The 22979-nt window shown below is 63.7% G+C and carries 17 protein-coding genes and 1 tRNA gene; 17 read left to right on the plus strand and 1 reads right to left on the minus strand.

What is annotated here, in order from left to right:
• Positions 1-73 precede the first annotated feature (73 nt).
• The 3 genes from HNS03_RS15715 to HNS03_RS15725 all read left to right on the plus strand — a co-directional run bounded on the left by HNS03_RS15715 (position 74) and on the right by HNS03_RS15725 (position 3455).
• Positions 74-1006 (plus strand): site-specific tyrosine recombinase XerD, encoded by a 933-nt coding sequence (locus HNS03_RS15715; RefSeq protein WP_367196572.1) that lies wholly within the window; start codon positions 74-76, stop codon positions 1004-1006.
• Positions 1007-1067: 61 nt separating this feature from the next.
• Positions 1068-2030: an acetyl-CoA carboxylase carboxyltransferase subunit alpha gene (locus HNS03_RS15720; protein WP_367196573.1), complete on the plus strand. Its 963-nt coding sequence runs from the start codon at positions 1068-1070 to the stop codon at positions 2028-2030.
• A 201-nt stretch (positions 2031-2231) separates the two neighbouring features.
• On the plus strand, positions 2232-3455 hold the full coding sequence (locus HNS03_RS15725) for a L,D-transpeptidase family protein (RefSeq protein ID WP_367196574.1): 1224 nt from the start codon (positions 2232-2234) through the stop codon (positions 3453-3455).
• A 313-nt stretch (positions 3456-3768) separates the two neighbouring features.
• Here the strand turns inward: HNS03_RS15725 and HNS03_RS15730 are convergent, their stop codons facing one another.
• Positions 3769-4323, minus strand: coding sequence for a VOC family protein (locus HNS03_RS15730; RefSeq protein ID WP_367196604.1), 555 nt, complete (start codon positions 4321-4323; stop codon positions 3769-3771).
• Positions 4324-4708: 385 nt separating this feature from the next.
• On the opposite strand from HNS03_RS15730, the gene HNS03_RS15735 reads away from it, so the two are divergent.
• The 14 genes from HNS03_RS15735 to fusA all read left to right on the plus strand — a co-directional run bounded on the left by HNS03_RS15735 (position 4709) and on the right by fusA (position 22847).
• Positions 4709-5803 (plus strand): helix-turn-helix domain-containing protein, encoded by a 1095-nt coding sequence (locus HNS03_RS15735; RefSeq protein WP_367196575.1) that lies wholly within the window; start codon positions 4709-4711, stop codon positions 5801-5803.
• A gap of 115 nt (positions 5804-5918) precedes the next feature.
• Positions 5919-5994 (plus strand) — tRNA-Trp (locus HNS03_RS15740).
• A gap of 251 nt (positions 5995-6245) precedes the next feature.
• Complete coding sequence (secE, locus tag HNS03_RS15745; RefSeq protein ID WP_367196577.1) at positions 6246-6443, plus strand: preprotein translocase subunit SecE; 198 nt, start codon at positions 6246-6248, stop codon at positions 6441-6443.
• Positions 6444-6506: 63 nt separating this feature from the next.
• Positions 6507-7037, plus strand: coding sequence for a transcription termination/antitermination protein NusG (nusG, locus tag HNS03_RS15750; RefSeq protein WP_367196579.1), 531 nt, complete (start codon positions 6507-6509; stop codon positions 7035-7037).
• A 141-nt stretch (positions 7038-7178) separates the two neighbouring features.
• A complete protein-coding gene (rplK, locus tag HNS03_RS15755; RefSeq protein ID WP_367196581.1) occupies positions 7179-7607 on the plus strand; it encodes a 50S ribosomal protein L11 in 429 nt (142 codons plus the stop codon).
• Positions 7608-7612: 5 nt separating this feature from the next.
• Positions 7613-8311, plus strand: a complete 699-nt coding sequence (gene rplA / locus HNS03_RS15760; RefSeq protein ID WP_367196582.1) for a 50S ribosomal protein L1 — start codon at positions 7613-7615, stop codon at positions 8309-8311.
• Positions 8312-8666: 355 nt separating this feature from the next.
• On the plus strand, positions 8667-9185 hold the full coding sequence (gene rplJ / locus HNS03_RS15765; protein WP_367196584.1) for a 50S ribosomal protein L10: 519 nt from the start codon (positions 8667-8669) through the stop codon (positions 9183-9185).
• Positions 9186-9242: 57 nt separating this feature from the next.
• On the plus strand, positions 9243-9626 hold the full coding sequence (rplL, locus tag HNS03_RS15770; protein ID WP_367196585.1) for a 50S ribosomal protein L7/L12: 384 nt from the start codon (positions 9243-9245) through the stop codon (positions 9624-9626).
• 323 nt (positions 9627-9949) lie between these two features.
• Positions 9950-14086, plus strand: coding sequence for a DNA-directed RNA polymerase subunit beta (gene rpoB, locus HNS03_RS15775; protein ID WP_367196587.1), 4137 nt, complete (start codon positions 9950-9952; stop codon positions 14084-14086).
• 173 nt (positions 14087-14259) lie between these two features.
• Positions 14260-18462: a DNA-directed RNA polymerase subunit beta' gene (gene rpoC / locus HNS03_RS15780; protein ID WP_367196589.1), complete on the plus strand. Its 4203-nt coding sequence runs from the start codon at positions 14260-14262 to the stop codon at positions 18460-18462.
• A gap of 267 nt (positions 18463-18729) precedes the next feature.
• Entirely contained in the window at positions 18730-19176 is a 447-nt protein-coding gene (locus HNS03_RS15785) for a DUF4189 domain-containing protein (protein ID WP_367196591.1), read from the plus strand.
• A gap of 653 nt (positions 19177-19829) precedes the next feature.
• Positions 19830-20201, plus strand: a complete 372-nt coding sequence (gene rpsL / locus HNS03_RS15790; protein ID WP_367196593.1) for a 30S ribosomal protein S12 — start codon at positions 19830-19832, stop codon at positions 20199-20201.
• A 67-nt stretch (positions 20202-20268) separates the two neighbouring features.
• A complete protein-coding gene (rpsG, locus tag HNS03_RS15795) occupies positions 20269-20739 on the plus strand; it encodes a 30S ribosomal protein S7 (RefSeq protein ID WP_367196595.1) in 471 nt (156 codons plus the stop codon).
• Positions 20740-20771: 32 nt separating this feature from the next.
• Positions 20772-22847 carry an elongation factor G gene (gene fusA / locus HNS03_RS15800; protein ID WP_367196596.1) on the plus strand — a complete coding sequence of 692 codons (2076 nt, stop codon included), beginning with the start codon at positions 20772-20774 and terminating at the stop codon, positions 22845-22847.
• Positions 22848-22979 lie beyond the last annotated feature (132 nt).

The raw sequence follows: 22979 nt of genomic DNA on the forward strand, positions 1-22979 counted from the left end.
TAACGACCTGTCAAGCCACCTCAGAATAAGGTGCTCGGCTGCAAACCGTAAAGCGGAGGTGTGCCGCGAGGCGATGGACCGGTCCGAGATCGATATCGAACGCTTTCTGGAAGCCATGGCCGTGGAGCGTGGCGCCGCCCGCAACACGCTTGAGGCTTATCGGCGGGATCTCTCTGCCTTTGCGGGCGAGTTGAAGGCGCGCGGGCGCACGCTTGCCGACGCCGGTGCCGACGATATTTCCGCTCATCTGACAGCGCTCGCCGCGCGCGGTTTTGCGGCATCGAGTCAGGCCCGGCGTCTCTCGGCCTTGCGTCGCTTCTATCGCTTTCTTCATGGCGAGGGAGATCGCGAGGACGATCCCGCCGGTCGAATCGCGCGCCCGAAGCGAACCCGTCCGTTGCCCAAGATCCTCTCGATCGAGGAGGTCGACCGGCTGATCGCCACGGCCGAGGCGGAAGCGGAGCGAACCGATCGGTCGCCGTCGAAACAGCTCAAGGCGTTGCGCACCTATACGCTGCTGGAGCTGCTCTACGCGACCGGTATGCGGGTGTCGGAGCTGGTGGCGCTACCGGTTGCGGCGAGCCGCCGGCGTGAACCGTTCCTGTTGATCAAAGGAAAGGGCGGGCGGGAACGTCTGGTGCCGTTGTCGGAGCCGGCGCGCGCGGCGATGACCCGTTTTCGCGGCGTGCGCGATGGCGATCCGGCGCTGGCGGCCAGCCGATTCCTGTTTCCGGCCGACAGCGAGGCGGGTCATCTCACCCGCCAGGCCTTCGCCCGGGACCTGAAGGATGTCGCGATCGCCGCCGGGATTGCGCCCTCTCGGGTGTCGCCACACGTGCTGCGCCATGCTTTTGCCAGCCATCTGCTTCAAAACGGCGCCGATCTTCGCGTGGTCCAGCAGCTTCTGGGACATGCCGACATTGGCACCACCGAAATCTATACCCATGTACTCGCCGAACGGCTGGCGCGCCTGGTCGGCGAACACCATCCCCTGGGCGCGGCTTGACTTGACCGTCCACCGGTCTCACGGTCCGGCCCGTCTTCTTCCGAAGGAACCAATAGGGCGCATGCACAGCTTTCTGGAGTTCGAAAAGCCGGTCGCTGACCTCGTCGGCAAGCTGGAGGAGCTCAAGGCGCTCAGCGCCAGCGACGAGCGCTCCGTCGACGTGGACGAGGAGATCACCCGGCTGGAGGGCAAGGCGCAGCAGGCGCTGACCGATCTCTACGCGAAGCTGACGCCCTGGCAGAAAACCCAGGTCGCGCGCCATCCCGATCGGCCGCACGCCTCCGACTATATCGCCGGGCTGATCAGCGACTTCACGCCGCTCGCCGGCGACCGGGCCTTTGGCGAGGATGCCGCCGTGATCGCCGGTCTCGGTCGGTTCAGGGGCGCGCCGGTAGCAGTGCTCGCCCAGGAAAAGGGGCACGACACGGCCACCCGGCTGAAACACAATTTCGGCATGGCGCGACCTGAGGGCTACCGCAAGGCGGTTCGGGTCATGACGCTGGCGGATCGCTTCGGTCTGCCGGTGATCGCGCTGGTCGACACCGCCGGCGCCTATCCGGGGATCGGCGCGGAGGAGCGAGGCCAGGCCGAGGCAATCGCCCGCTCCACCGAAGCGTGTCTTGGGCTCGGCGTGCCCAACGTATCCGTCGTCATTGGGGAAGGCGGCTCGGGCGGCGCGATCGCGCTCGCCACCGCCAACCGCGTCATGATGCTGGAGCACGCCATCTACAGCGTGATTTCGCCGGAGGGCGCAGCGTCCATCCTGTGGCACGATTCCGCCAAGGCCCAGGAAGCCGCCACCAACATGAAAATCACCGCCCAGGACCTGTTGCGCCTGCAGGTGATCGACGAGATCATCGGGGAACCGCTCGGCGGAGCGCACCGCGCGCCTGAGGTTCAGATCGCGTCGGTCGGCGATGCGATCGAGCGCTCGTTGACCGACCTCGTGGCGCAGGATGCCCCCAGCTTGAAGCAAGCGCGCCGCGATAAATTTCTCGCAATCGGGCGCTCGCTCGAGCGCTGACGGACATGTGAGTGAAGAATCCGTCGACTTGGTCAAAACAACGCCGCAATTGGTGTGTGATCGAGAGACATTCGATATAGTGAGCGCTGCAGTGCGCGGATTGCGCGGTTCAAGTTTGCGGATGGTTACGCTTCAGCAACCTCGCCGGTGTATGCTTTATCCTCGTATTGGCAGGACAATGCCTGCCGCAGCAGTCAAAGGGTGACGGACGTGGGTTTGAGCCAAGGCATTCTGTCCCGTTGGCGCGGCTTGGTCGCCGCCGCCGGCATGGCTCTTGCGCTCGCAGGGTGCAATGGGTCGTTCTCGGATCTGCCCAAGCATATGAAACCGCTGAGCCCGGCGATCCAGGCCAAGATGGAACGGCTTGGCATGAACAAGTCGTCGCCGATCCTGGTTCGCATCTTCAAGGAAGAATCGCAGCTCGAGGTTTGGAAGCAGAACCGTCAAGGCAAGTACGCGCTTCTTGAGAGCTACGACATTTGTGCCTGGTCCGGTGGTCTGGGGCCGAAGAAGGTGGAAGGCGACCGTCAGTCGCCGGAAGGCTTCTACACGATCTATCCGGCCCAGATGAACCCGAACTCCGACTACTATCTGGCCTTCAATCTCGGCTATCCGAACGCCTATGACGCCTCGCTTGGGCGGACCGGGTCGTTCTTGATGGTGCACGGCGATTGTTCCTCGCGCGGCTGCTACGCCATGACCGACGAGCAGATCGCGGAAATCTACGCGCTCGGGCGGGAAGCCTTCCGCGGCGGGCAGCGCGCCTTCCAGGTGCAGGCCTATCCGTTCCGGATGACGCCGGAGAACATGGCGAAGCACCATGGCGATCCGAACATGCCGTTCTGGGCGATGCTGAAGGAAGGGTACGACCACTTCGAGGTCACCCACCAGGAGCCCAAGGTGGCGGTCTGCGACCATCGTTACGTCTTCAATGCCGAGGCGAAGGATGGCCAGGCTTTCCGGGCGTCCAGCGCGTGCCCGTCCTATCAGGTGCCGAAGGACATCTGGATCGCGGTTGCCTCCAAGCAGCGCGAGGATACCCAGGCGACCCAGCAAATTCTGGCGCGGATGGAACGGCGCGAGCAACGCGAGGAAGACTGGGAAGCGCGCAAGGCGCGGATCGCTGGCATCCTGGGCGGTGGTAAGTCCGATGCCGACAATGCTGCGACGCCAGCGGAGGAGACCGCGCCGGCCCCGGCCGAGGACGACGAAGCGCGGATGATGCAGATCGCGAGCAAGGTGCCGGTCCCTGCGCCGGCGCCGGGCGGTCGGGTCGCGGTGGAGCCGGCCGGTTCAAACACGGCCGACGAAGGCGACGAGGCCGCCAAAACGGCGGCGCTCGCCCTGGTGCCGGAGGAGACCGGCGCCATCGGACGGATCGGTCAGGCTTTCGACCGCGTCAACGGGATCATGCCCTGGAACTGAGCAAAGCCAGCGAAAGTGGGTACCGGTTTCGCGTCCGGCTTTGCGGTGAAAAAGCGGCAAAGCCAGCGAAAGTGGGTACCGGTTTCGCGTCTGGCTTTGCGAGGACGGAACCGGCAAAGCCAGCCTGACCAGCCGGCGAGCGGTCACGCGCTGGCTGCGCGGAAACACGGTAAGTGTGCGTCGAGGTCTTTGTGGTGCGTGTCTCTCTCGCACGCCGGTGTGTCAGCCTGACGCCTGGTGGCGAAACAAAAAGGCCGGTCAGATGCGGATCTGACCGGCCTTTTCTTATGGGATGGCTCGCAAGGGCGAGGGATCAGGCGTCTGCGGGCTCCTTGTGGAGTTCCTTGGCGTGCAGCCATGCGGCGTGCTGGGGCGCCTTCTTGGTCCGCGACCATTCTTCCAGCATGTCCCACTTCACGTCATTGAGACGTTTCAGCATCTCTTCTTCGTTCGGATCCGGACAGGCCAACTCGATGCGGTGGCCGTTGGGATCGAAAAAATAGATGGAATGGAAGATCGAGTGGTCGGTGACGCCGAGCACCTCGACCCCGTTTGCCTCCAGGTGTTCCTTGAACGCAAGAAGTGTGTCGCGATCCTTCACCTTGAAAGCGATGTGCTGCACCCATTTCGGGGTGTTCGGATCGCTGCCCATCTCCGACTTGGTCGGCAGCTCGAAGAAGGCGAGCACGTTGCCGTGCCCGGCATCCAGAAACAGATGCATGTAGGGATCGGGCTCGTGGGTGGAGGGAACATGGTCCTCCGCGATCGCCAGCACGAAGTCCATGTTGAGCATCTTGGTATAGAATTCGACCGTCTCCTTGGCGTCCTTGCAGCGATAGGCGACGTGGTGGATCTGGTCGATTTTCAGAGTAGGGGTCGTCACGGGAGCTCCTCCAATTCATTTCAAATGAAATGATCTCATGGCCGGCTGCATCGGGATTTGATTTGGATCAATCTTTTGCGATCCCGGAGGATGCCGCCGCTGCGAAGCCGAACGTGCGCTCTCGCGACATGTGTCGCGACGCCTTGGCAATTCGAAGCGAAAACGCCAAATGATGAGCTGAGGAATCCGGAAAAGGGGAGGGGCCTGCGCGTCGGGAGGCAGGGTCCGGCCATTTGAGTTTGGTGCCGTTTCGTGATGTTTGGTTGACGACTGCAGCGATGATCGCGATCCCGGCGATCCGCCGTCCGTGTCGAAGCGGTGCGTTTGTTGAGAGACGGACGCTGTCGACCGATCCTGGTAAGGGGGCTTGATGAAGTCGCGCGGGTTCGTTCCGCTGACTCGGGCTATCGGCTTCGGTTCGCTGCCGACGGTGGTCGACGTCCGCGCCGGCGAGCGCGCCTTGATGCGGGCCTTCGCGGAAGTCGGCCTTCCATTCGAATTGACCCGGAACGTCGAGACGCCGATCCCGTCCGGCGCCATGGTCGAGTTGTTTGACCGTTGCGCGCACATATTGGGCGACCGCACGTTCGGCCTGGACATCGGGTTGGGCATGGAGCGGCGCGCCTATGGCCTATGGGGCCAGTACGGCTTGCTGGCACCCACCCTGGGCAATGCGATCGAACGCTACATCGCGACGAGCTGGGCTCAGCAAGTGGGAGCTTCGTTGGAGCTCGTCTGGCGCGGCGACCACTGGCTTTGGCGCTCCGTGCTGCCGGGCGTGTCTGACGACAACAGGGCGCACACGGATCACCTGATCCATCCAATGCTTGGTGCGGTGCGAACATATCTCGGTCCGGATTGGATGCCGGAGTGGATCGAGGTCAACTACGCGCGTGACCCGGATGCCGGCAAGCTGGAGGACCGGCTGGGTGTCCCGATCCGGTATGGCCGGCCTTGGCTCGGCTTGGTTCTGAACCCCGCCGATCTCACGCGCGGACGTCACCCCGCCTACGATGACGAGATGACCGACATCGTTTTACGCGATGTGCTGGCCGACGTCGTCATGCCGGAAGCGTCCGAGCCGGCGCGGTCCCTGTCCGCCGTGGTGGGGCTCAGGCTGCTGGAAGGCAAGACGGACATCGAAGGGGCGGCGCGGCTTGCGCATTTGAGCGTGCAGGGGCTCCAGCGTCAGCTCCGCAAGAAGGGATACACCTATCGCGAGCTTGTCGACCGGGCACGGATGACGCGTGCGATCACGCTGCTGCGTGATTCGGATGTCTCGATCATCGAAGTCGCGCTGTCGCTCGGCTACGAGGATCATGCAAGCTTCACGCGGGCGTTCAATCGTTGGGTCGGATGTGCGCCGATCGCGTTCCGGAAGGCGAAACAGGCAGGGCCCTTCTTGCGCCACGTCCCGTCGTCGGCCGCCGATCCGGACGTTTTGTTCGCCAACGGGTCGCCGTAGGGGCTTGCTGTGCAACCGGCTGTGGAGGCGCGAGGAAACCATTGCGCTCCCAGGCGCAAGCGACTATGTCTGTCGCCCGCGCCGGGTTCCGATGGGTCCGACGAACGGATGTGTTAGGGGTGTAGCTCAGTTGGTAGAGCGGCGGTCTCCAAAACCGCAGGCCGGGGGTTCGAGCCCCTCCGCCCCTGCCAGCCTCTGCTGACGCCTCCCTTCGTCGCAACCAGAAAGAGCCCAGAGCCTCCGATCGGGTGTTGGCACCGGACCGGCAAGATTGGCTCAAGGCGTGGGTCCGTAGATGGCGGGCTGTAGTCGCGCATAGATCGCGAGTGTCGAACGGGGCCAAAGCCTCTTGTGTTTCGCACTCCGGTCGTTTAAATATCACCAGACGGGAAGGCGCGCGGCAATGCCAGCGCGCCTTAATGTTCTTGTCAAGGCCCGGTTCATGGCGAAAACCAATCCGATCCAGTTCCTCCAGCAAGTGCGCTCGGAGGTCTCGAAAGTGACATGGCCGACGCGCCGCGAGACCATGATCACCACGGTGATGGTGTTCATCATGGTGGCGCTGACGGCGGTCTTCTTCCTCGTGGTGGACCAGCTTCTCAGCATGGGCATCGGATTCGTTCTCGGCATCGGGCGCTGAGCTCCCGTGGGGCAGCGCCGATCGGACTGTGCCGGCGCAGCGGTAAATTTGGATTGGTGAACGATGGCGAAGCGCTGGTACATCGTCCACGCCTACTCTAATTTTGAGAAAAAGGTCGCCGAAGCCATCCGCGAAAAGGCGCAGGCGACCGGGCTGGACGATATGTTCGAGGAGATTTTGGTCCCCACCGAAAAGGTGGTGGAGGTGCGTCGTGGGCGCCGCGTGGATGCTGAGCGGAAATTCTTTCCCGGCTATGTCCTCGTGAAGTGCGAGCTGACGGACCAAGTTTATCATCTGATCAAGAACACGCCGAAGGTCACCGGGTTCCTGGGCGCCGATCAACGCCCGGTTCCGATTTCCGACGCCGAGGCCGAGCGCATTCTGCATCAGGTTTCGGAAGGCGTGGAGCGGCCGAAGCCGTCGATCAGCTTCGAGGTGGGAGAGCAGGTGCGCGTGGCCGACGGCCCGTTCGCCTCGTTCAACGGCCTGGTGGAAGAGGTCGACGACGAGCGGGCCCGGCTGAAGGTCGCGGTGTCGATCTTCGGGCGGCCGACGCCGGTGGAGCTCGAGTACGGGCAGGTCGAAAAGCTTTGAGGCTTGGCCGTTTGGCCGGGCCTTATGTGTGCAGGGTGGGAGGCGCGTCCTCCGGTTTCGCCGCTGGCGGGCCGAGCCGCACCACCCGACCGGAAGGGCCAAGGGTTTGATCCCGGCCCGATTGCTTCGGAGATGAGTTGAATGGCGAAAAAGATCGAAGGTTACATCAAGCTGCAGGTGCCGGCGGGTTCCGCCACGCCGTCGCCGCCGATCGGCCCGGCGCTGGGTCAGCGTGGCTTGAACATCATGATGTTCTGCAAGGAGTTCAACGCGCGCACCCAGGAGCTCGAAAAGGGCTCTCCGTGCCCGACGGTGATCACCTACTTCACCGACAAGTCCTTCACGTTCGAGGTGAAGTCGCCGCCGGTGTCGCACTTCCTGAAGAAGGCGGCGAAGATCGGCTCCGGCTCCAAGACCCCGGGCCGTGGCACCGTGGGTTCCGTCTCGCGCGACCAGGTCCGCGAGATCGCCGAGGCGAAGATGAAGGACCTCAACGCGCTCGACGTCGACGGCGCGATGAAGATGGTCGAAGGCTCCGCCCGCTCCATGGGCCTCGAGGTGAAGGGGTAATCGTCATGGCAAAGCTGGCAAAGCGCACCCGCGCCGCCCGCGAGGGCATCGACGTGAATTCGCTCTACACCCTCGACGACGCGCTGAAGCTCGTGAAGGAGCGGGCGACGGCGAAGTTCGACGAGACCGTGGAGTTCGCAATCAATCTGGGTGTTGATCCGCGTCATGCCGACCAGATGGTCCGTGGCGTCTGCGTGCTGCCGAACGGCACCGGCAAGTCGGTTCGCGTGGCGGTGTTCGCACGTGGCGACAAGGCGGACGAGGCCACGGCGGCCGGCGCCGATATCGTCGGTGCCGAGGACTTGGTGGAGCAGATCCAGTCGGGGACCATCGACTTCGATCGCTGCATCGCGACCCCGGACATGATGCCGCTGGTCGGCCGTCTGGGTAAGGTGCTCGGCCCGCGCGGCCTGATGCCGAACCCGAAGGTCGGTACGGTGACCCAGGACGTGACCAGCGCGGTCAAGGACGCCAAGGGTGGCGCCGTTGAGTTCCGCGTGGAAAAGGCTGGCATCGTGCACGGCGGTGTCGGTAAGGCATCGTTCGACGAGACGGCGCTTGCCGCCAACATCCGCGCGTTCGCGGATGCGGTGGTCAAGGCGAAGCCGGCCGGCGCCAAGGGTGCCTATATCAAGAAGATGGCGCTGTCCTCGACCATGGGTCCGGGCGTGCGCGTCGATCCGAGCTCGGTCCTCCAGGGCTGAACTTGACGAGCTTCCCGGCCGGGCAACCGGCCGGGCGGACCGGCATGTGCCTCGTGCGCAGGTCGGTAACTACCCTGTCCGAGACTGCAGGTGCCGGGTATCCGGTTTAAGCCAATTGGGCCTGCATAGACGGGAGCGAGCCAAGATCACCGGTCCCGAGGGGCCGGCTTGGTGTCGAACCGTTGAGCCTTAGCCCGCGGAACGCGGACGAGGGGACAGGAACCCGAAGTGTCGCACGCGACGCTCGAAGGGAGATCCGGCTACTGGTCGGAGCCTGTCGTCTTCGAGTGTTCCGTTCGGCGAAAGGCAACCGGCGGCTGGGGCGCAAGCTTTGGTCGCCAACCGGAGATGGCAAGTGGAAAGAGCGGAGAAGCACGAGTTCGTTGCTGCGCTCAACACGGTGTTCGCGAACACCGGTGTTGTCGTGGTGGCGCACTATTCGGGCCTCTCGGTGGCGCAGATGACGGACTTGCGCGCGCAGGTCCGTCAGGCGGGTGGAACCGTCAAGGTCGCCAAGAACCGTCTTGCGAAGCTTGCCCTTCGTGGCACGGAGATCGAGCACATCACCGATCTGTTCGAGGGGCCGACCGTGATCGTCTATTCCGACGATCCCGTCGCGGCGCCGAAAGCAGCGGTGGAGTTTGCCAAGAAGAACGACAAGCTCGTTCTTTTGGGTGGCGCGCTCGGCTCCACGAACCTCGATGCGGAAGGTGTCAAGGCCCTGGCCTCGATGCCGTCGCTCGACGAGCTCCGCGGCAAGCTGGTGGGCATGATCAACACGCCCGCCACCCGTGTGGCTCAGGTTCTCAGCGCGCCGGCCGGGCAGCTCGCCCGGGTGTTCGACGCGTACGCCAAGAAGGACGAGGCCGCATAAGCGGCCGAGACTTCGAAGATACCCATCAGCGGTTCGAACCGGAAGGACGATTGAACCATGGCCGATTTGGCAAAGATTGTTGAAGACCTGTCCTCGCTGACCGTCATGGAGGCCGCCGAGCTCTCCAAGATGCTCGAGGAAGCTTGGGGCGTGTCCGCGGCGGCTCCGGTCGCCATGGCCGCGATGCCGGGAGCGGCCGGCGGCGGCGAAGCCGCTGCTGCCGAAGAGCAGACCGAATTTGACGTGATCCTCGCCGCCGCTGGCGACAAGAAGATCAACGTCATTAAGGAAGTTCGCGGCATCACCGGCCTCGGGCTGAAGGAAGCCAAGGACCTCGTCGAGGGTGCGCCGAAGCCTGTGAAGGAAGGCGTCTCCAAGGAAGAGGCCGAGGAGATCAAGAAGAAGCTTGAGGAAGCCGGCGCGAAGGTCGAGCTCAAGTAGCTTGATGCCGGCTCGGCTGGCGGGATGCTCCCGCCGGGCAAGCGAATGACTGCGATCCCGGACCGGGCCGTTCGCGGCACCGGCCCGGGATCGAAGCTGTTTCGAGCGCCCTGTTGGGTTGGAGTGGCCGATCGCGCGATACCGCGCGCAGGCCGTCTCATCCGGCGGTGCGAATCGAAAAAGACGGCCGGGATCGGTCGTGAGCAGAAACGAAATCTAACCCCGGTACACGTCGTGCCGGGACGCGTGCCGGCAAAGGCCGGCTTCATGACGTGGTGCCGCCGATGCCGGCGACAGCGTCGGCAGCGATACGAGGAGCGACAATGACGCAGGCGTTCAACGGTCGCAAGCGGGTCCGGAAGTTCTTTGGCTCGATCCGCGAAGTGGTGGACATGCCGAACCTCATCGAGGTTCAGAAGGCGTCCTACGACCAGTTCCTGATGATGGAAGGCGCCGAAGGCGAGCGGCCCAACGAGGGCCTGCAGGCCGTCTTCAAGTCCGTCTTCCCGATCTCCGACTTTTCGGGCGGCGCGCTTCTCGAATTCGTCGACTACGAGTTCGAACCGCCGAAATATGATGTGGACGAATGCCGTCAGCGCGGCATGACGTTCGCCGCGCCGCTGAAGGTCAAGCTGCGCCTTATCGTGTTCGATGTCGACGAGGACACCGGCGCGAAGTCCGTCAAGGACATCAAGGAGCAGGACGTCTACATGGGCGACATGCCGCTCATGACGGACAACGGCACCTTCATCGTGAACGGCACGGAGCGGGTGATCGTGTCGCAGATGCACCGCTCGCCGGGCGTGTTCTTCGACCACGACAAGGGCAAGACCCACTCCTCGGGCAAGCTGCTGTTTGCTGCGCGGATCATTCCCTATCGCGGGTCGTGGCTCGACATCGAATTCGACGCGAAGGACATCGTCCACGCGCGTATCGACCGCCGCCGCAAGATCCCGGTCACCTCGCTCCTGATGGCGCTCGGCCTCGACGGCGAAGAGATCCTCAACACCTTCTACAAGCGGGTGGTCTACACCCGCGACGGCGACGACTGGCGGATGCCGTTCGACGCGACACGCATGCGCGGCCTGAAGGCGAACGTCGACATGATCGACGCCGACTCCGGCGAGATCGTGCTGGAGGAGGGCCGCAAGCTCACCGCCCGCACGGCGCGTCAGCTCGCGGAGAAGGGCGTCACCGCGCTCAAGGTGACGAACGATCAGCTTCACAGCCAGTATCTCGCCGAGGACCTGGTCAACCCGTCCACGGGCGAGATCTACGCGGAAGCCGGCGACGAGCTGAACGCCAAGATGCTCGACGGGCTGATCGAGGCGGGTTTCGACGAGATCGCCGTGCTCGACATCGACCACGTCACCACCGGCGCCTATATCCGCAACACCTACGCCGCCGACAAGAACGAGAGCCGGGAAGAGGCTCTGTTCGACATCTACCGGGTGATGCGTCCGGGCGAGCCGCCGACGATCGAGACGGCGGAGGCGATGTTCCATTCGCTGTTCTTCGATCCGGAGCGCTACGACCTTTCCGCGGTCGGCCGCGTGAAGATGAACATGCGCCTGGATCTGGAGTGCCCGGACACCATGCGGGTGCTGCGGCGCGAGGACATCCTTGAGGTGATCCGCACGCTGCTCGACCTGCGCGACGGACGCGGCGACATCGACGACATCGACAATCTCGGCAACCGCCGGGTGCGTTCGGTCGGCGAGCTGATGGAGAACCAGTACCGGGTCGGTCTTCTGCGCATGGAGCGCGCGATCAAGGAGCGCATGTCGTCGGTCGAGATCGACACCGTCATGCCGCAGGACCTGATCAACGCCAAGCCGGCGGCGGCCGCGGTGCGCGAGTTCTTCGGCTCCTCGCAGCTTTCGCAGTTCATGGACCAGACCAATCCGCTCTCGGAGGTCACCCATAAGCGCCGCCTTTCCGCGCTTGGCCCGGGCGGTCTGACGCGTGAGCGCGCCGGCTTCGAGGTGCGCGACGTGCATCCGACCCACTACGGCCGGATCTGTCCGATCGAGACGCCGGAAGGTCCGAACATCGGCCTGATCAACTCGCTCGCCACGTTTGCGCGCGTCAACAAGTACGGCTTCATCGAGACGCCGTACCGCAAGGTGCGCGAAGGCAAGGTGACCGACGAGGTGGTCTACCTCTCCGCCATGGAAGAGGCCAAGCACCACGTCGCCCAGGCGAACGCCCCGATCACGGACGACGGCAGCTTCGCGGAAGAGCTCACGGTCTGCCGCCACGCCGGTGAGAACGTGATGGTGTCCCCGGACCGCGTCGACTACATGGACGTGTCGCCGAAGCAGCTCGTCTCGGTCGCGTCGGCGCTGATCCCGTTCTTGGAGAACGACGACGCCAACCGCGCGCTGATGGGCTCCAACATGATGCGTCAGGCCGTGCCGCTGGTGCAGGCCGAGGCGCCGTTCGTGGGCACAGGCATGGAATCGCGCGTGGCGCGGGACTCCGGCGCTGCGATTTCCGCCCGTCGGGCGGGTGTCGTGGACCAGGTCGACGCCACCCGTATCGTCATCCGGGCGACCTCCGATCTCGATCCGTCGAAGTCGGGCGTCGACATCTACCGGCTGATGAAGTTCCAGCGTTCCAACCAGAACACCTGCATCAACCAGCGTCCGCTGGTCCGGGTGGGTGACATGGTGGCCAAGGGCGACATCATCGCCGACGGCCCGTCGACGGATCTCGGCGATCTCGCGCTCGGCCGCAACGTGCTGGTCGCGTTCATGCCGTGGAACGGCTACAACTTCGAGGACTCCATCCTGCTCTCCGAGCGGATCGTGTCGGACGACGTCTTCACCTCGATCCATATCGAGGAGTTCGAGGTGATGGCGCGCGACACCAAGCTCGGACCGGAGGAAATCACGCGCGACATTCCGAACGTTTCGGAAGAGGCGCTGAAGAATCTCGACGAAGCGGGCATCACCTATATCGGCGCGGAAGTGAAGGCCGGAGACATCCTGGTCGGCAAGATCACGCCGAAGGGCGAGAGCCCGATGACGCCGGAAGAGAAGCTGCTCCGCGCGATCTTCGGCGAGAAGGCCTCCGACGTGCGCGACACCTCGCTTCGGGTGCCGCCGGGCGTGCAGGGAACCATCGTCGAGGTTCGGGTGTTCAACCGCCATGGCGTCGAGAAGGACGAGCGCGCCATGGCGATCGAACGCGAGGAGATCGAACGCCTCGCCAAGGACCGCGACGACGAGCAGGCGATCCTCGACCGCAACGTCTACGGCCGTCTGGTGGAGATCCTGACCGGCAAGGCCGCGACGGCAGGTCCGAAGGGCTTCCGCAAGGGCGACGAGATCACCCAGGAGGCCCTCGACAATCACCCGCGCAGCCAGTGGTGGCAGTTTGCCGTCGCCGACGACGCGGTGATGACCGAGATCGAGGCTCTGCAGAAGACCTACGACGAGAGCCGCAAGCGCCTCGAAGGTCGCTTCATCGACAAGGTGGAGAAGCTGCAGCGCGGCGACGAACTGCCGCCCGGCGTGATGAAGATGGTCAAGGTCTTCGTGGCGGTGAAGCGGAAGATCCAGCCCGGCGATAAGATGGCCGGCCGCCATGGCAACAAGGGTGTCGTGTCGAAGATCGTGCCGTGCGAGGACATGCCGTTCCTGGAGGATGGCACCCACGTCGACATCGTTCTGAACCCGCTCGGCGTGCCGAGCCGCATGAATGTCGGTCAGATCCTGGAGACCCATCTGGGATGGGCCTGTGCCGGCATGGGCAAGCGGATCGGCGAGATGGTTCGCGAGGCTCAGAAGGCGGCCGATCCGAGCCAGCTTCGGGCGACGCTTCTCGACGTGTTCGAGGACGGGACCACCGAACCGATCGCCGACTATGACGACGATTCGGTGCTGCGCCTTGGCAGGCAGCTCTCAACCGGCGTGCCGATTGCAACGCCGGTGTTCGACGGTGCCCGCGAGCCGGACATCGTGGAGATGCTGGAAAAGGCCGGCCTGCATTCGTCGGGTCAGTCGACGCTGTTCGATGGTCGCACGGGTGAGGAATTCGACCGTAAGGTGACGGTGGGCTATATTTACATGCTCAAGCTGCACCATCTGGTCGACGACAAGATCCATGCCCGTTCGATCGGCCCGTACTCGCTGGTTACCCAGCAGCCGCTCGGCGGTAAGGCCCAGTTCGGCGGTCAGCGCTTCGGCGAAATGGAGGTGTGGGCGCTCGAAGCCTATGGCGCCGCCTACACGCTGCAGGAAATGCTGACGGTGAAGTCGGACGACGTCGCCGGCCGGACCAAGGTCTACGAGGCGATCGTGCGTGGTGACGATACCTTCGAGGCCGGCATCCCGGAAAGCTTCAACGTGCTCGTCAAGGAAATGCGCTCGCTGGGTCTCAACGTCGAGCTCGTCGAAGGCGAGCGCCGGCTGCCGATTCCGGGCGAGACCGACAAGGCGGACGCGGCCGAATAGGCCGGATTGTTTGGTCCGCGGCGCCTGCCACCCTATGTGGGGTAGGTGTCGCGGACAGAATTTGACGTTCGACGGGCGCGGTCGGGGCGGACGAGCGCGCACGGGGACGGGACCGGCGGACGGCGGCGGCCGCGCCGGTTCGTCCAAGCCCTCCGTGGCGAAGGAGAGACCTTATGAATCAAGAAGTCATGAACCTGTTCAATGCGCAGGCTCCTGCTCAAGACTTCGATCGGATTCGCATTTCGATCGCCAGCCCGGAGAAGATCCTCTCCTGGTCCTACGGCGAGATCAAAAAGCCTGAGACGATCAACTACCGGACCTTCAAGCCGGAGCGCGACGGTTTGTTCTGCGCGCGGATCTTCGGGCCGGTGAAGGACTACGAGTGCTTGTGCGGCAAGTACAAGCGCATGAAGTACAAGGGCGTGATCTGCGAGAAGTGCGGCGTCGAGGTGACGCTGCAGCGGGTCCGTCGCGAGCGCATGGGCCACATCGAGCTCGCCGCTCCGGTCGCGCACATCTGGTTCCTGAAGTCGCTGCCTTCGCGCATCGGCCTTCTGCTCGACATGACGCTGAAGGACCTGGAGCGGATCCAGTACTTCGAGAACTACGTCGTGCTGGAGCCGGGCCTGACGCCCTTGAAGCCGCTGCAGCTCCTCTCCGAAGAGGAGTATCTGCGCGCTCAGGACGAGTATGGCGAGGACGCCTTTACCGCCATGATCGGCGCGGAAGCGATCCGCGAGATGCTCATGAAGCTCGACCTGGAGCGTGAGCGCGATCGTCTGCGCGTCGAGATCGCGGAATCCACCTCCGAGCTGAAGCCGAAGAAGCTCGCCAAGCGGCTGAAGATCGTGGAGGCGTTCATCGAGTCCGGCAACAAGCCGGAGTGGATGATCCTGACCCACATCCCGGTGATTCCGCCGGACCTGCGTCCGCTGGTGCCGCTGGACGGCGGCCGGTTCGCGACGTCGGATCTGAACGATCTCTATCGCCGCGTCATCAACCGGAACAACCGCCTGAAGCGGCTGATCGAGCTGCGTGCGCCGGACATCATCATCCGCAACGAAAAGCGGATGCTGCAGGAGTCCGTGGACGCGCTGTTCGACAACGGCCGTCGCGGTCGCGTGATCACGGGCGCCAACAAGCGTCCCCTGAAGTCGCTCTCCGACATGCTGAAGGGCAAGCAGGGGCGCTTCCGCCAGAATCTGCTGGGCAAGCGCGTGGACTATTCCGGCCGCTCGGTGATCGTGGTGGGCCCGGAACTCAAGCTGCACCAATGTGGCCTGCCGAAGAAGATGGCGCTGGAGCTGTTCAAGCCGTTCATCTACTCGCGGCTCGACGCCAAGGGCTTCTCGTCTACGGTGAAGCAGGCCAAGAAGCTGGTGGAGAAGGAGAAGCCGGAAGTCTGGGATATCCTGGACGAGGTCATCCGCGAGCACCCGGTGATGCTGAACCGGGCGCCGACGCTCCACCGTCTCGGCATTCAGGCGTTCGAGCCGGTGCTGATCGAGGGCAAGGCGATCCAGCTCCATCCGCTGGTCTGCGCGGCGTTCAACGCCGACTTCGACGGCGACCAGATGGCGGTGCACGTGCCGCTGTCGCTGGAAGCGCAGCTCGAAGCCCGCGTCCTGATGATGTCGACGAACAACATCCTGCACCCGGCGAACGGTCAGCCGATCATCGTGCCGTCGCAGGATATCGTGCTCGGCCTCTATTATCTGTCGCTGATGGCGGACGGTGAACCGGGCGAGGGCATGGTGTTCGGCAACATGGCCGAGCTGCACCACGCGCTCGATGCGGGCGCAGTCACTGTGCACTCCAAGGTGCGCGCCCGCTACAAGGGCATCGACGAGGACGGCAACGAGTTCACCGCCATCTGCGAGACCACGCCTGGCCGCATGATGATCGGCGATCTGCTGCCGCTGCATCCGGGCGTTCCCTACGAGACCTCCAACCGTCTGATGACGAAGAAGGAGATCTCGCGGATGATCGATACCGTCTACCGTGCCTGCGGGCAGAAGGAGACGGTGATCTTCTGCGACCGGATCATGTCGCTGGGCTTCACCAACGCGTTTAAGGCCGGCATTTCGTTTGGCAAGGACGACATGGTGATCCCGGAGACCAAGCACGGCCTGGTCGAAGAGACCCAGGAGCTCGTAAAGGAATACGAGCAGCAGTACAACGACGGCCTGATCACTCAGGGCGAGAAGTACAACAAGGTCGTCGATGCCTGGGCCAAGTGCACCGACAAGGTCGCCGACGAGATGATGAAGCGGATTCAGGCGGTCTACCGCGACGAGGAGACCGGCCGGCAGAAGCAGATCAACTCGATCTACATGATGAGCCACTCCGGTGCGCGTGGTTCGCCGGCGCAGATGAAGCAGCTCGCCGGCATGCGCGGCCTGATGGCGAAGCCGTCGGGCGAGATCATCGAGACGCCGATCATCTCGAACTTCAAGGAAGGCCTGTCGGTGCTCGAGTACTTCAACTCGACCCACGGCGCCCGTAAGGGCCTGGCCGACACCGCCTTGAAGACGGCGAACTCGGGCTACCTGACCCGCCGTCTGGTGGATGTGGCGCAGGATTCGATCGTCACGGAAACCGATTGCGGCTCCACGCGCGGCATCACCATGCAGGCGATCGTCGATGCCGGCCAGGTGGTCGCGACGCTCGGCATGCGCATTCTCGGCCGGACCGCGGGAGAGGACATCACCGACCCGTCGACCGGCGAAATGATCGTCGCACGCGGCGAGCTGATCTCCGAGCGTGACGTCGAGGCGGTCGAGGCGGCCGGCATTCAGTCGGTGAAGATCCGCTCCGTGCTCACCTGCGAGACCAAGAACGGTGTCTGCGCGTCCTGCTACGGTCGCGATCTGGCCCGTGGTACGCCGGTGAACATGGGCGAGGCCGTCGGCGTCATCGCCGCTCAGTCGATCGGCGAGCCGGGCACCCAGCTCACCATGCGCACGTTCCACATCGGCGGCACGGCGCAGGTGGTCGACTCCTCGTTCCTGGAATCGACCTTCGACGGTAAGGTCGAGGTTCGTAACCGCAACGTGGTGCGCGACTCCGAAGGCAAGCTGATTGCCATGGGCCGCAACATGCAGATCGCGATCACCGACAAGGACGGTACCGAGCGGGTCAGCCACAAGATCATCTACGGCTCCCGCCTCCACGTCGACGAAGGCGACGAGATCAAGCGCGGCCAACGGATCGCCGAATGGGACCCCTATACCCGCCCGATCCTCACCGAGGTCGATGGCACCATCGACTTCGAGGATCTGGTGGAGGGCGTGTCGGTGTCGGAATCGACCGACGAGGCGACCGGCATCACCAAGCGGTCGGTCATCGACTGGCGCTCGCACACCCGCGGTCAGGACCTGCGTCCGGCGATCGTCATCAAGGACGCCGCCGGCGAGGTGATCAAGCTGCCGCGCGGCGGCGAGGCCCGCTACCTGCTCTCGGTCGAGACGATCCTCTCGGTTGATCGCGGCGCTTCGGTTTCCGCCGGTGACGTGCTTGCGCGTATCCCGCTGGAAAGCGCCAAGACCCGCGACATCACTGGCGGTCTGCCGCGTGTGGCGGAGCTGTTCGAAGCCCGGCGTCCGAAGGATCACGCGGTCATCGCCGAGATCGACGGCACCGTGCGGTTCGGCAAGGACTACAAGAACAAGCGCCGGATCATCATCGAGCCCGACGACGAGAGCCTGAGCCCGGTCGAGTACCTGATCCCGAAGGGCAAGCACATTCACCTTCAGGACGGCGACCTGATCGAGAAGGGCGACTTCGTCCTCGACGGCAACCCGGCGCCGCACGACATCCTGGCGATCAACGGCGTGGAGGCGCTCGCCGCCTACCTCGTCAACGAGATCCAGGAGGTCTACCGGCTTCAGGGTGTGACCATCAACGACAAGCACATCGAGGTGATCGTTCGCCAGATGCTGCAGAAGGTCGAGGTTGAGGATCCCGGCGAGACCGAGCTGCTCAACGGCGAGCAGATCGACCGTGTCGAGCTCGACGCGATCAACGAGGCGGCGACCGACGCCGGGCGCAAGCCGGCGACGGCCAATCCGGTGCTGCTCGGCATCACCAAGGCGAGCCTGCAAACCCGCTCCTTCATCTCCGCGGCTTCGTTCCAGGAGACGACGCGGGTGCTCACCGAGGCCGCCGTCAACGGCAAGGCCGACATGCTGGAAGGCCTCAAGGAGAACGTCATCGTGGGACGTCTCATCCCGGCCGGTACCGGTGGCATGATCAACCGAATCCGGGAGATCGCCACTAGCCGCGACGAGTTGATCCTTGAAGAACGTAAGAAGGAGCAGCAGGCGCAGTTCGACACCGGGCTGCTTGAAGAACGGACGACGGCTCCGGGCGAGTAATCAGCCGGCGTCGCTGTTCGCGCGCCTTCCTACAAATATCTCAGGGCCGGGGCAGGAAACTGCCGCGGCCTTTTTCTTTGGCCTGCCGATCGTTCGAGCGGGCGTCCGCCGGATTGGCGGGGGCCGCGCCCGACCTCGTTGCCGTCTTTCGTAAATAATTTTTAGTTCGGGCGCGCCTCCCCAGGTGTTTGAGTTGGCCTTTCCGCATCCCCCGTGTTTTTATGCGCTGGTCCATTCGACTTTCGTGCTCTGAGTCGAGCAGATCGGATGGGGGGCGCTTTGATTACTCAAACTCGATTGGAGATTGGCATGAAAAAGGGAAAGATTTCTTTCTTTCGGAAGGTTTCTTTCATTTCCGCGCTGCTGCTGGTGATGCCGGGTGCAGCCATTGCAGCCGACAGTGATTTCGTCGCGGCTGTTTACAGCAAGTCCACCGGCAACGTGGCCTTCGCTGAAGGGGACAGCGACATGTCCGTCCGCGAGAAGGCGATGTCGGAATGCAAGAGCAGCGGTGCTTCGGACTGCGAGCTCGCCTTTGCCGGCACCAATATGTGCATTTCGTTGGCGCGCTCCGCTGACGAGAAATCCCTCGGCATCGGGGCCGGGTCGTCCAAGAGCAAGGCTCAGGACGAGGCGATCAAGCAATGCGGCGACGACGGTGCAGTCGGCTGCAATCTGCACGACACCTATTGCGGTCCGACCGATCTCGACTGAGCTGTCTGCGATTCGGTGGGGCGCCGCATCGCCTTTTGTGGTCCGGCCCCGCTAGGTCCTCGTCGGCCCTAACGGGCGCCGGGACCGGACAGGGGGCATCGAGCGACGGCTCGTAGAAGGCGTCCGCTTTTTGCAAATGACGACGCGGCGGGCGCGGGAGGTCTTAAGGCCGCCTTCGCCCGTTTCCTTGTCCGGGTCGACAACGCAATCGAAAGCCCGGAAAAAGCGGATCCAGCCTCTCGTAAAGCTCGGCGGCAAACGAAAACGCCGAACGCATTGGGCAATCGCGCTTCTTCGCCAGACGTATTCTCGCAGCCAAACGCTCTCAAAAAGCGCTTGCATGGAACTTGCAGGAAAAAAGCGGCACGAAATGCGCAAGGAAGGCTTGACTGCCACAACCGGAATGACTAGGTTCCGCGCACTCCACGGCAGGCGGTAAGCCTTGTTTCGATCTTGCGGTCAACGCGAGATCCTCGGCTTAAACGCTGTCGGGCCCATGAGCGACATATGCTCGATGCCATGACTGTCCGGAGACGGGCAGTCCTCTGGACGTGCGCGCCGTCCGTTCTCGTTTCGTCGAGATCGGGGCCGGCGCTTTTGTTGTCATGGCCTGACCTGGAGAACGAGGTTCGGGCGCAACGGAACGGATAAGTATGCCGACCATCAACCAGTTGATCCGCAAGCCGCGCAAGGCGCCGACGAAGCGCAACAAGGTGCCGGCGATGGATGCGTGCCCGCAGAAGCGGGGCGTTTGCACGCGCGTTTACACGACCACGCCGAAGAAGCCGAACTCGGCGCTTCGTAAGGTCGCCAAGGTGCGCCTGACCAACAGCTACGAGGTCATCGGTTACATCCCGGGCGAGGGGCATAACCTGCAGGAACACTCGGTGGTTATGATCCGCGGCGGCCGGGTGAAGGACTTGCCGGGCGTGCGCTACCACATCCTGCGCGGCGTGCTCGACACCCAGGGCGTCAAGGATCGTAAGCAGCGGCGTTCGAAGTACGGCGCCAAGCGGCCGAAGTAAGGGATTTTCGTGTCCCGGTGCATCTGGCGACCGGGCACGTCGGGAAGTTTCGGAGAGACGCTGAAACATGTCACGCCGTCACAGCGCCGAAAAGCGCGAGATCATGCCGGACCCGAAGTTCGGCGACATCGTCCTCACCAAGTTCATGAACTCGGTGATGTACGACGGTAAGAAGTCGGCCGCAGAACGGATCGTCTACGGGGCCTTGGACGTGATCCAGGAGAAGACCCGTCAGGATCCGATCGGCGTCTTTCACGATGCCCTCGGCAATGTGATGCCGCAGGTCGAGGTCCGCTCGCGCCGCGTCGGTGGCGCGACCTATCAGGTCCCGGTCGAGGTTCGCCCGGAGCGCCGTCAGGCGCTTGCGATCCGTTGGCTGATCACCGCTGCGCGCAAGCGCAATGATAAAACCATGATCGACCGTCTGTCCGGGGAGCTCCTTGACGCGGCCAACAATCGTGGCACTGCCGTCAAGAAACGCGAAGACACGCACAAGATGGCTGAGGCCAACCGCGCGTTCTCGCACTACCGCTGGTAATCGGTCGAAGTCAGGTCAGGAAGGCGCGCGCCATGTCCCGCACCCATAAGATGGAAGACTACCGTAACTTCGGCATCATGGCCCACATCGATGCCGGCAAGACGACGACGACCGAGCGGATCCTGTTCTACACCGGCCGCAGCCACAAGATTGGCGAAGTCCACGACGGCGCGGCCACCATGGACTGGATGGAGCAGGAGCAGGAGCGCGGCATTACGATCACGTCGGCCGCGACGACCGCTTACTGGCAGGACAAGCGCCTCAATATTATCGACACCCCCGGCCACGTCGACTTCACCATCGAGGTGGAGCGCTCGCTGCGCGTGCTCGACGGCGCGATCGCGCTGCTCGACGCCAACGCCGGCGTGGAGCCGCAGACGGAAACCGTGTGGCGTCAGGCGGACAAGTACTTTGTCCCGCGCATGATTTTCGTCAACAAGATGGACAAGCTCGGCGCGGACTTCTTCCGTTGTGTCCGCATGATCGAAGAGCGTCTGGGCGCCAAGCCGCTGGTGATGCAGCTTCCGATCGGTGCGGAGAGCGAGTTCAAAGGCGTGGTCGACCTGCTGCGCATGCAGGCGATCGTCTGGCACGACGAGAGCCTCGGCGCGAAGTTCGATTATCAGGACATTCCGGCCGACCTGCTCGACCAGGCCCAGGAATATCGCGAGAAGCTCATCGAGACCGCCGTCGAAGCCGACGACGAGGCGATGGAAGCCTATCTGGAAGGCAACGAGCCGGACATCGAGACCCTGCAGCGGGTGATCCGCAAGGGTACGATCGCCAACACATTCGTGCCGATCTTCTGCGGCTCTGCCTTCAAGAACAAGGGCGTGCAGCCGTTGCTCGACGCCGTCGTCGACTACCTGCCGAGCCCGCTCGACGTGGAATCGATTCGCGGCATCGACGTGAAGACCGGCGAGACCGTGAAGCGCCGGTCGTCGGACGACGGGCCGCTCGCCATGCTCGCCTTCAAGGTCATGAACGACCCGTTCGTGGGTACGCTGACCTTCTGCCGCATTTATTCCGGCAAGCTCGATCAGGGCTCCTCGGTACTCAACACCGTGAAGGAGAAGCGCGAGCGCGTCGGTCGGATGCTGCAGATGCACTCCAACCACCGCGATGAGATCAAGGAAGCCTACGCCGGCGACATCGTGGCGCTGGCCGGTCTCAAGGAGAGCACCACGGGCGACACCCTATGCGATCCGAATGCTCCGGTGATTCTGGAGCGCATGGAGTTCCCGGATCCGGTGATTGAGATCGCGATCGAGCCGAAGACCAAGTCGGACCAGGAGAAGATGGGCCTCGCCCTCAACCGCCTGGCAGCGGAGGATCCGTCCTTCCGCGTCAAGACCGACGAGGAATCCGGCCAGACCATCATTGCCGGCATGGGCGAGCTTCACCTCGACATCCTGGTCGACCGGATGAAGCGGGAGTTCAAGGTCGAGGCGAATATCGGTCAGCCGCAGGTGGCCTACCGCGAGACGATCACCCGGCAAACCGAGATCGACTACACCCACAAAAAGCAGACCGGCGGCACCGGCCAGTTCGCCCGCGTGAAGCTGGTGATCGAACCGAACGAGACCGGAGCGGGCTTCTCGTTTGAATCGAAGATCGTGGGTGGCGCGGTTCCGAAGGAATATATCCCGGGCGTCCAGAAGGGCATCCAGAGCGTGATGACCTCCGGGCCGATCGCCGGCTTCCCGATGGTCGACATCAAGGCCGAGTTGATCGACGGCGCCTACCACGACGTGGACTCCAGCGTGCTGGCGTTCGAAATCGCGTCGCGCGCCGGTTTCCGCGAGGCGGTGCAGAAGGCCGGTCCGCGGCTTCTGGAGCCGGTCATGAAGGTCGAGGTCGTCACGCCGGAAGAATTCGCCGGCACGGTGATGGGCGACTTGAATTCCCGGCGCGGACAGATCCAGGGCACCGAGGCACGCGGCATTGCGACCGTGGTGAACGCCTTCGTCCCGCTCGCGAACATGTTTGGCTACGTGTCCAACCTTCGGTCGATGACCCAGGGTCGGGCGCAGTACACGATGCAGTTCGATCACTACGAGCAGGTTCCGCAGAACGTGGCGGACGAGGTCCAGGCGAAATACGCCTGAGACCCGACCCGCTGATCGAGACACGGTTGCAACAGATTTAGGACCGAACGGAGTACGCCGATGGCGAAGGAGAAGTTTTCTCGCAGCAAGCCGCACGTGAACATCGGAACGATTGGGCACGTTGACCACGGC

This window comes from Amorphus sp. 3PC139-8, from assembly GCF_040750475.1.
Lineage (GTDB): Bacteria > Pseudomonadota > Alphaproteobacteria > Rhizobiales > Amorphaceae > Amorphus.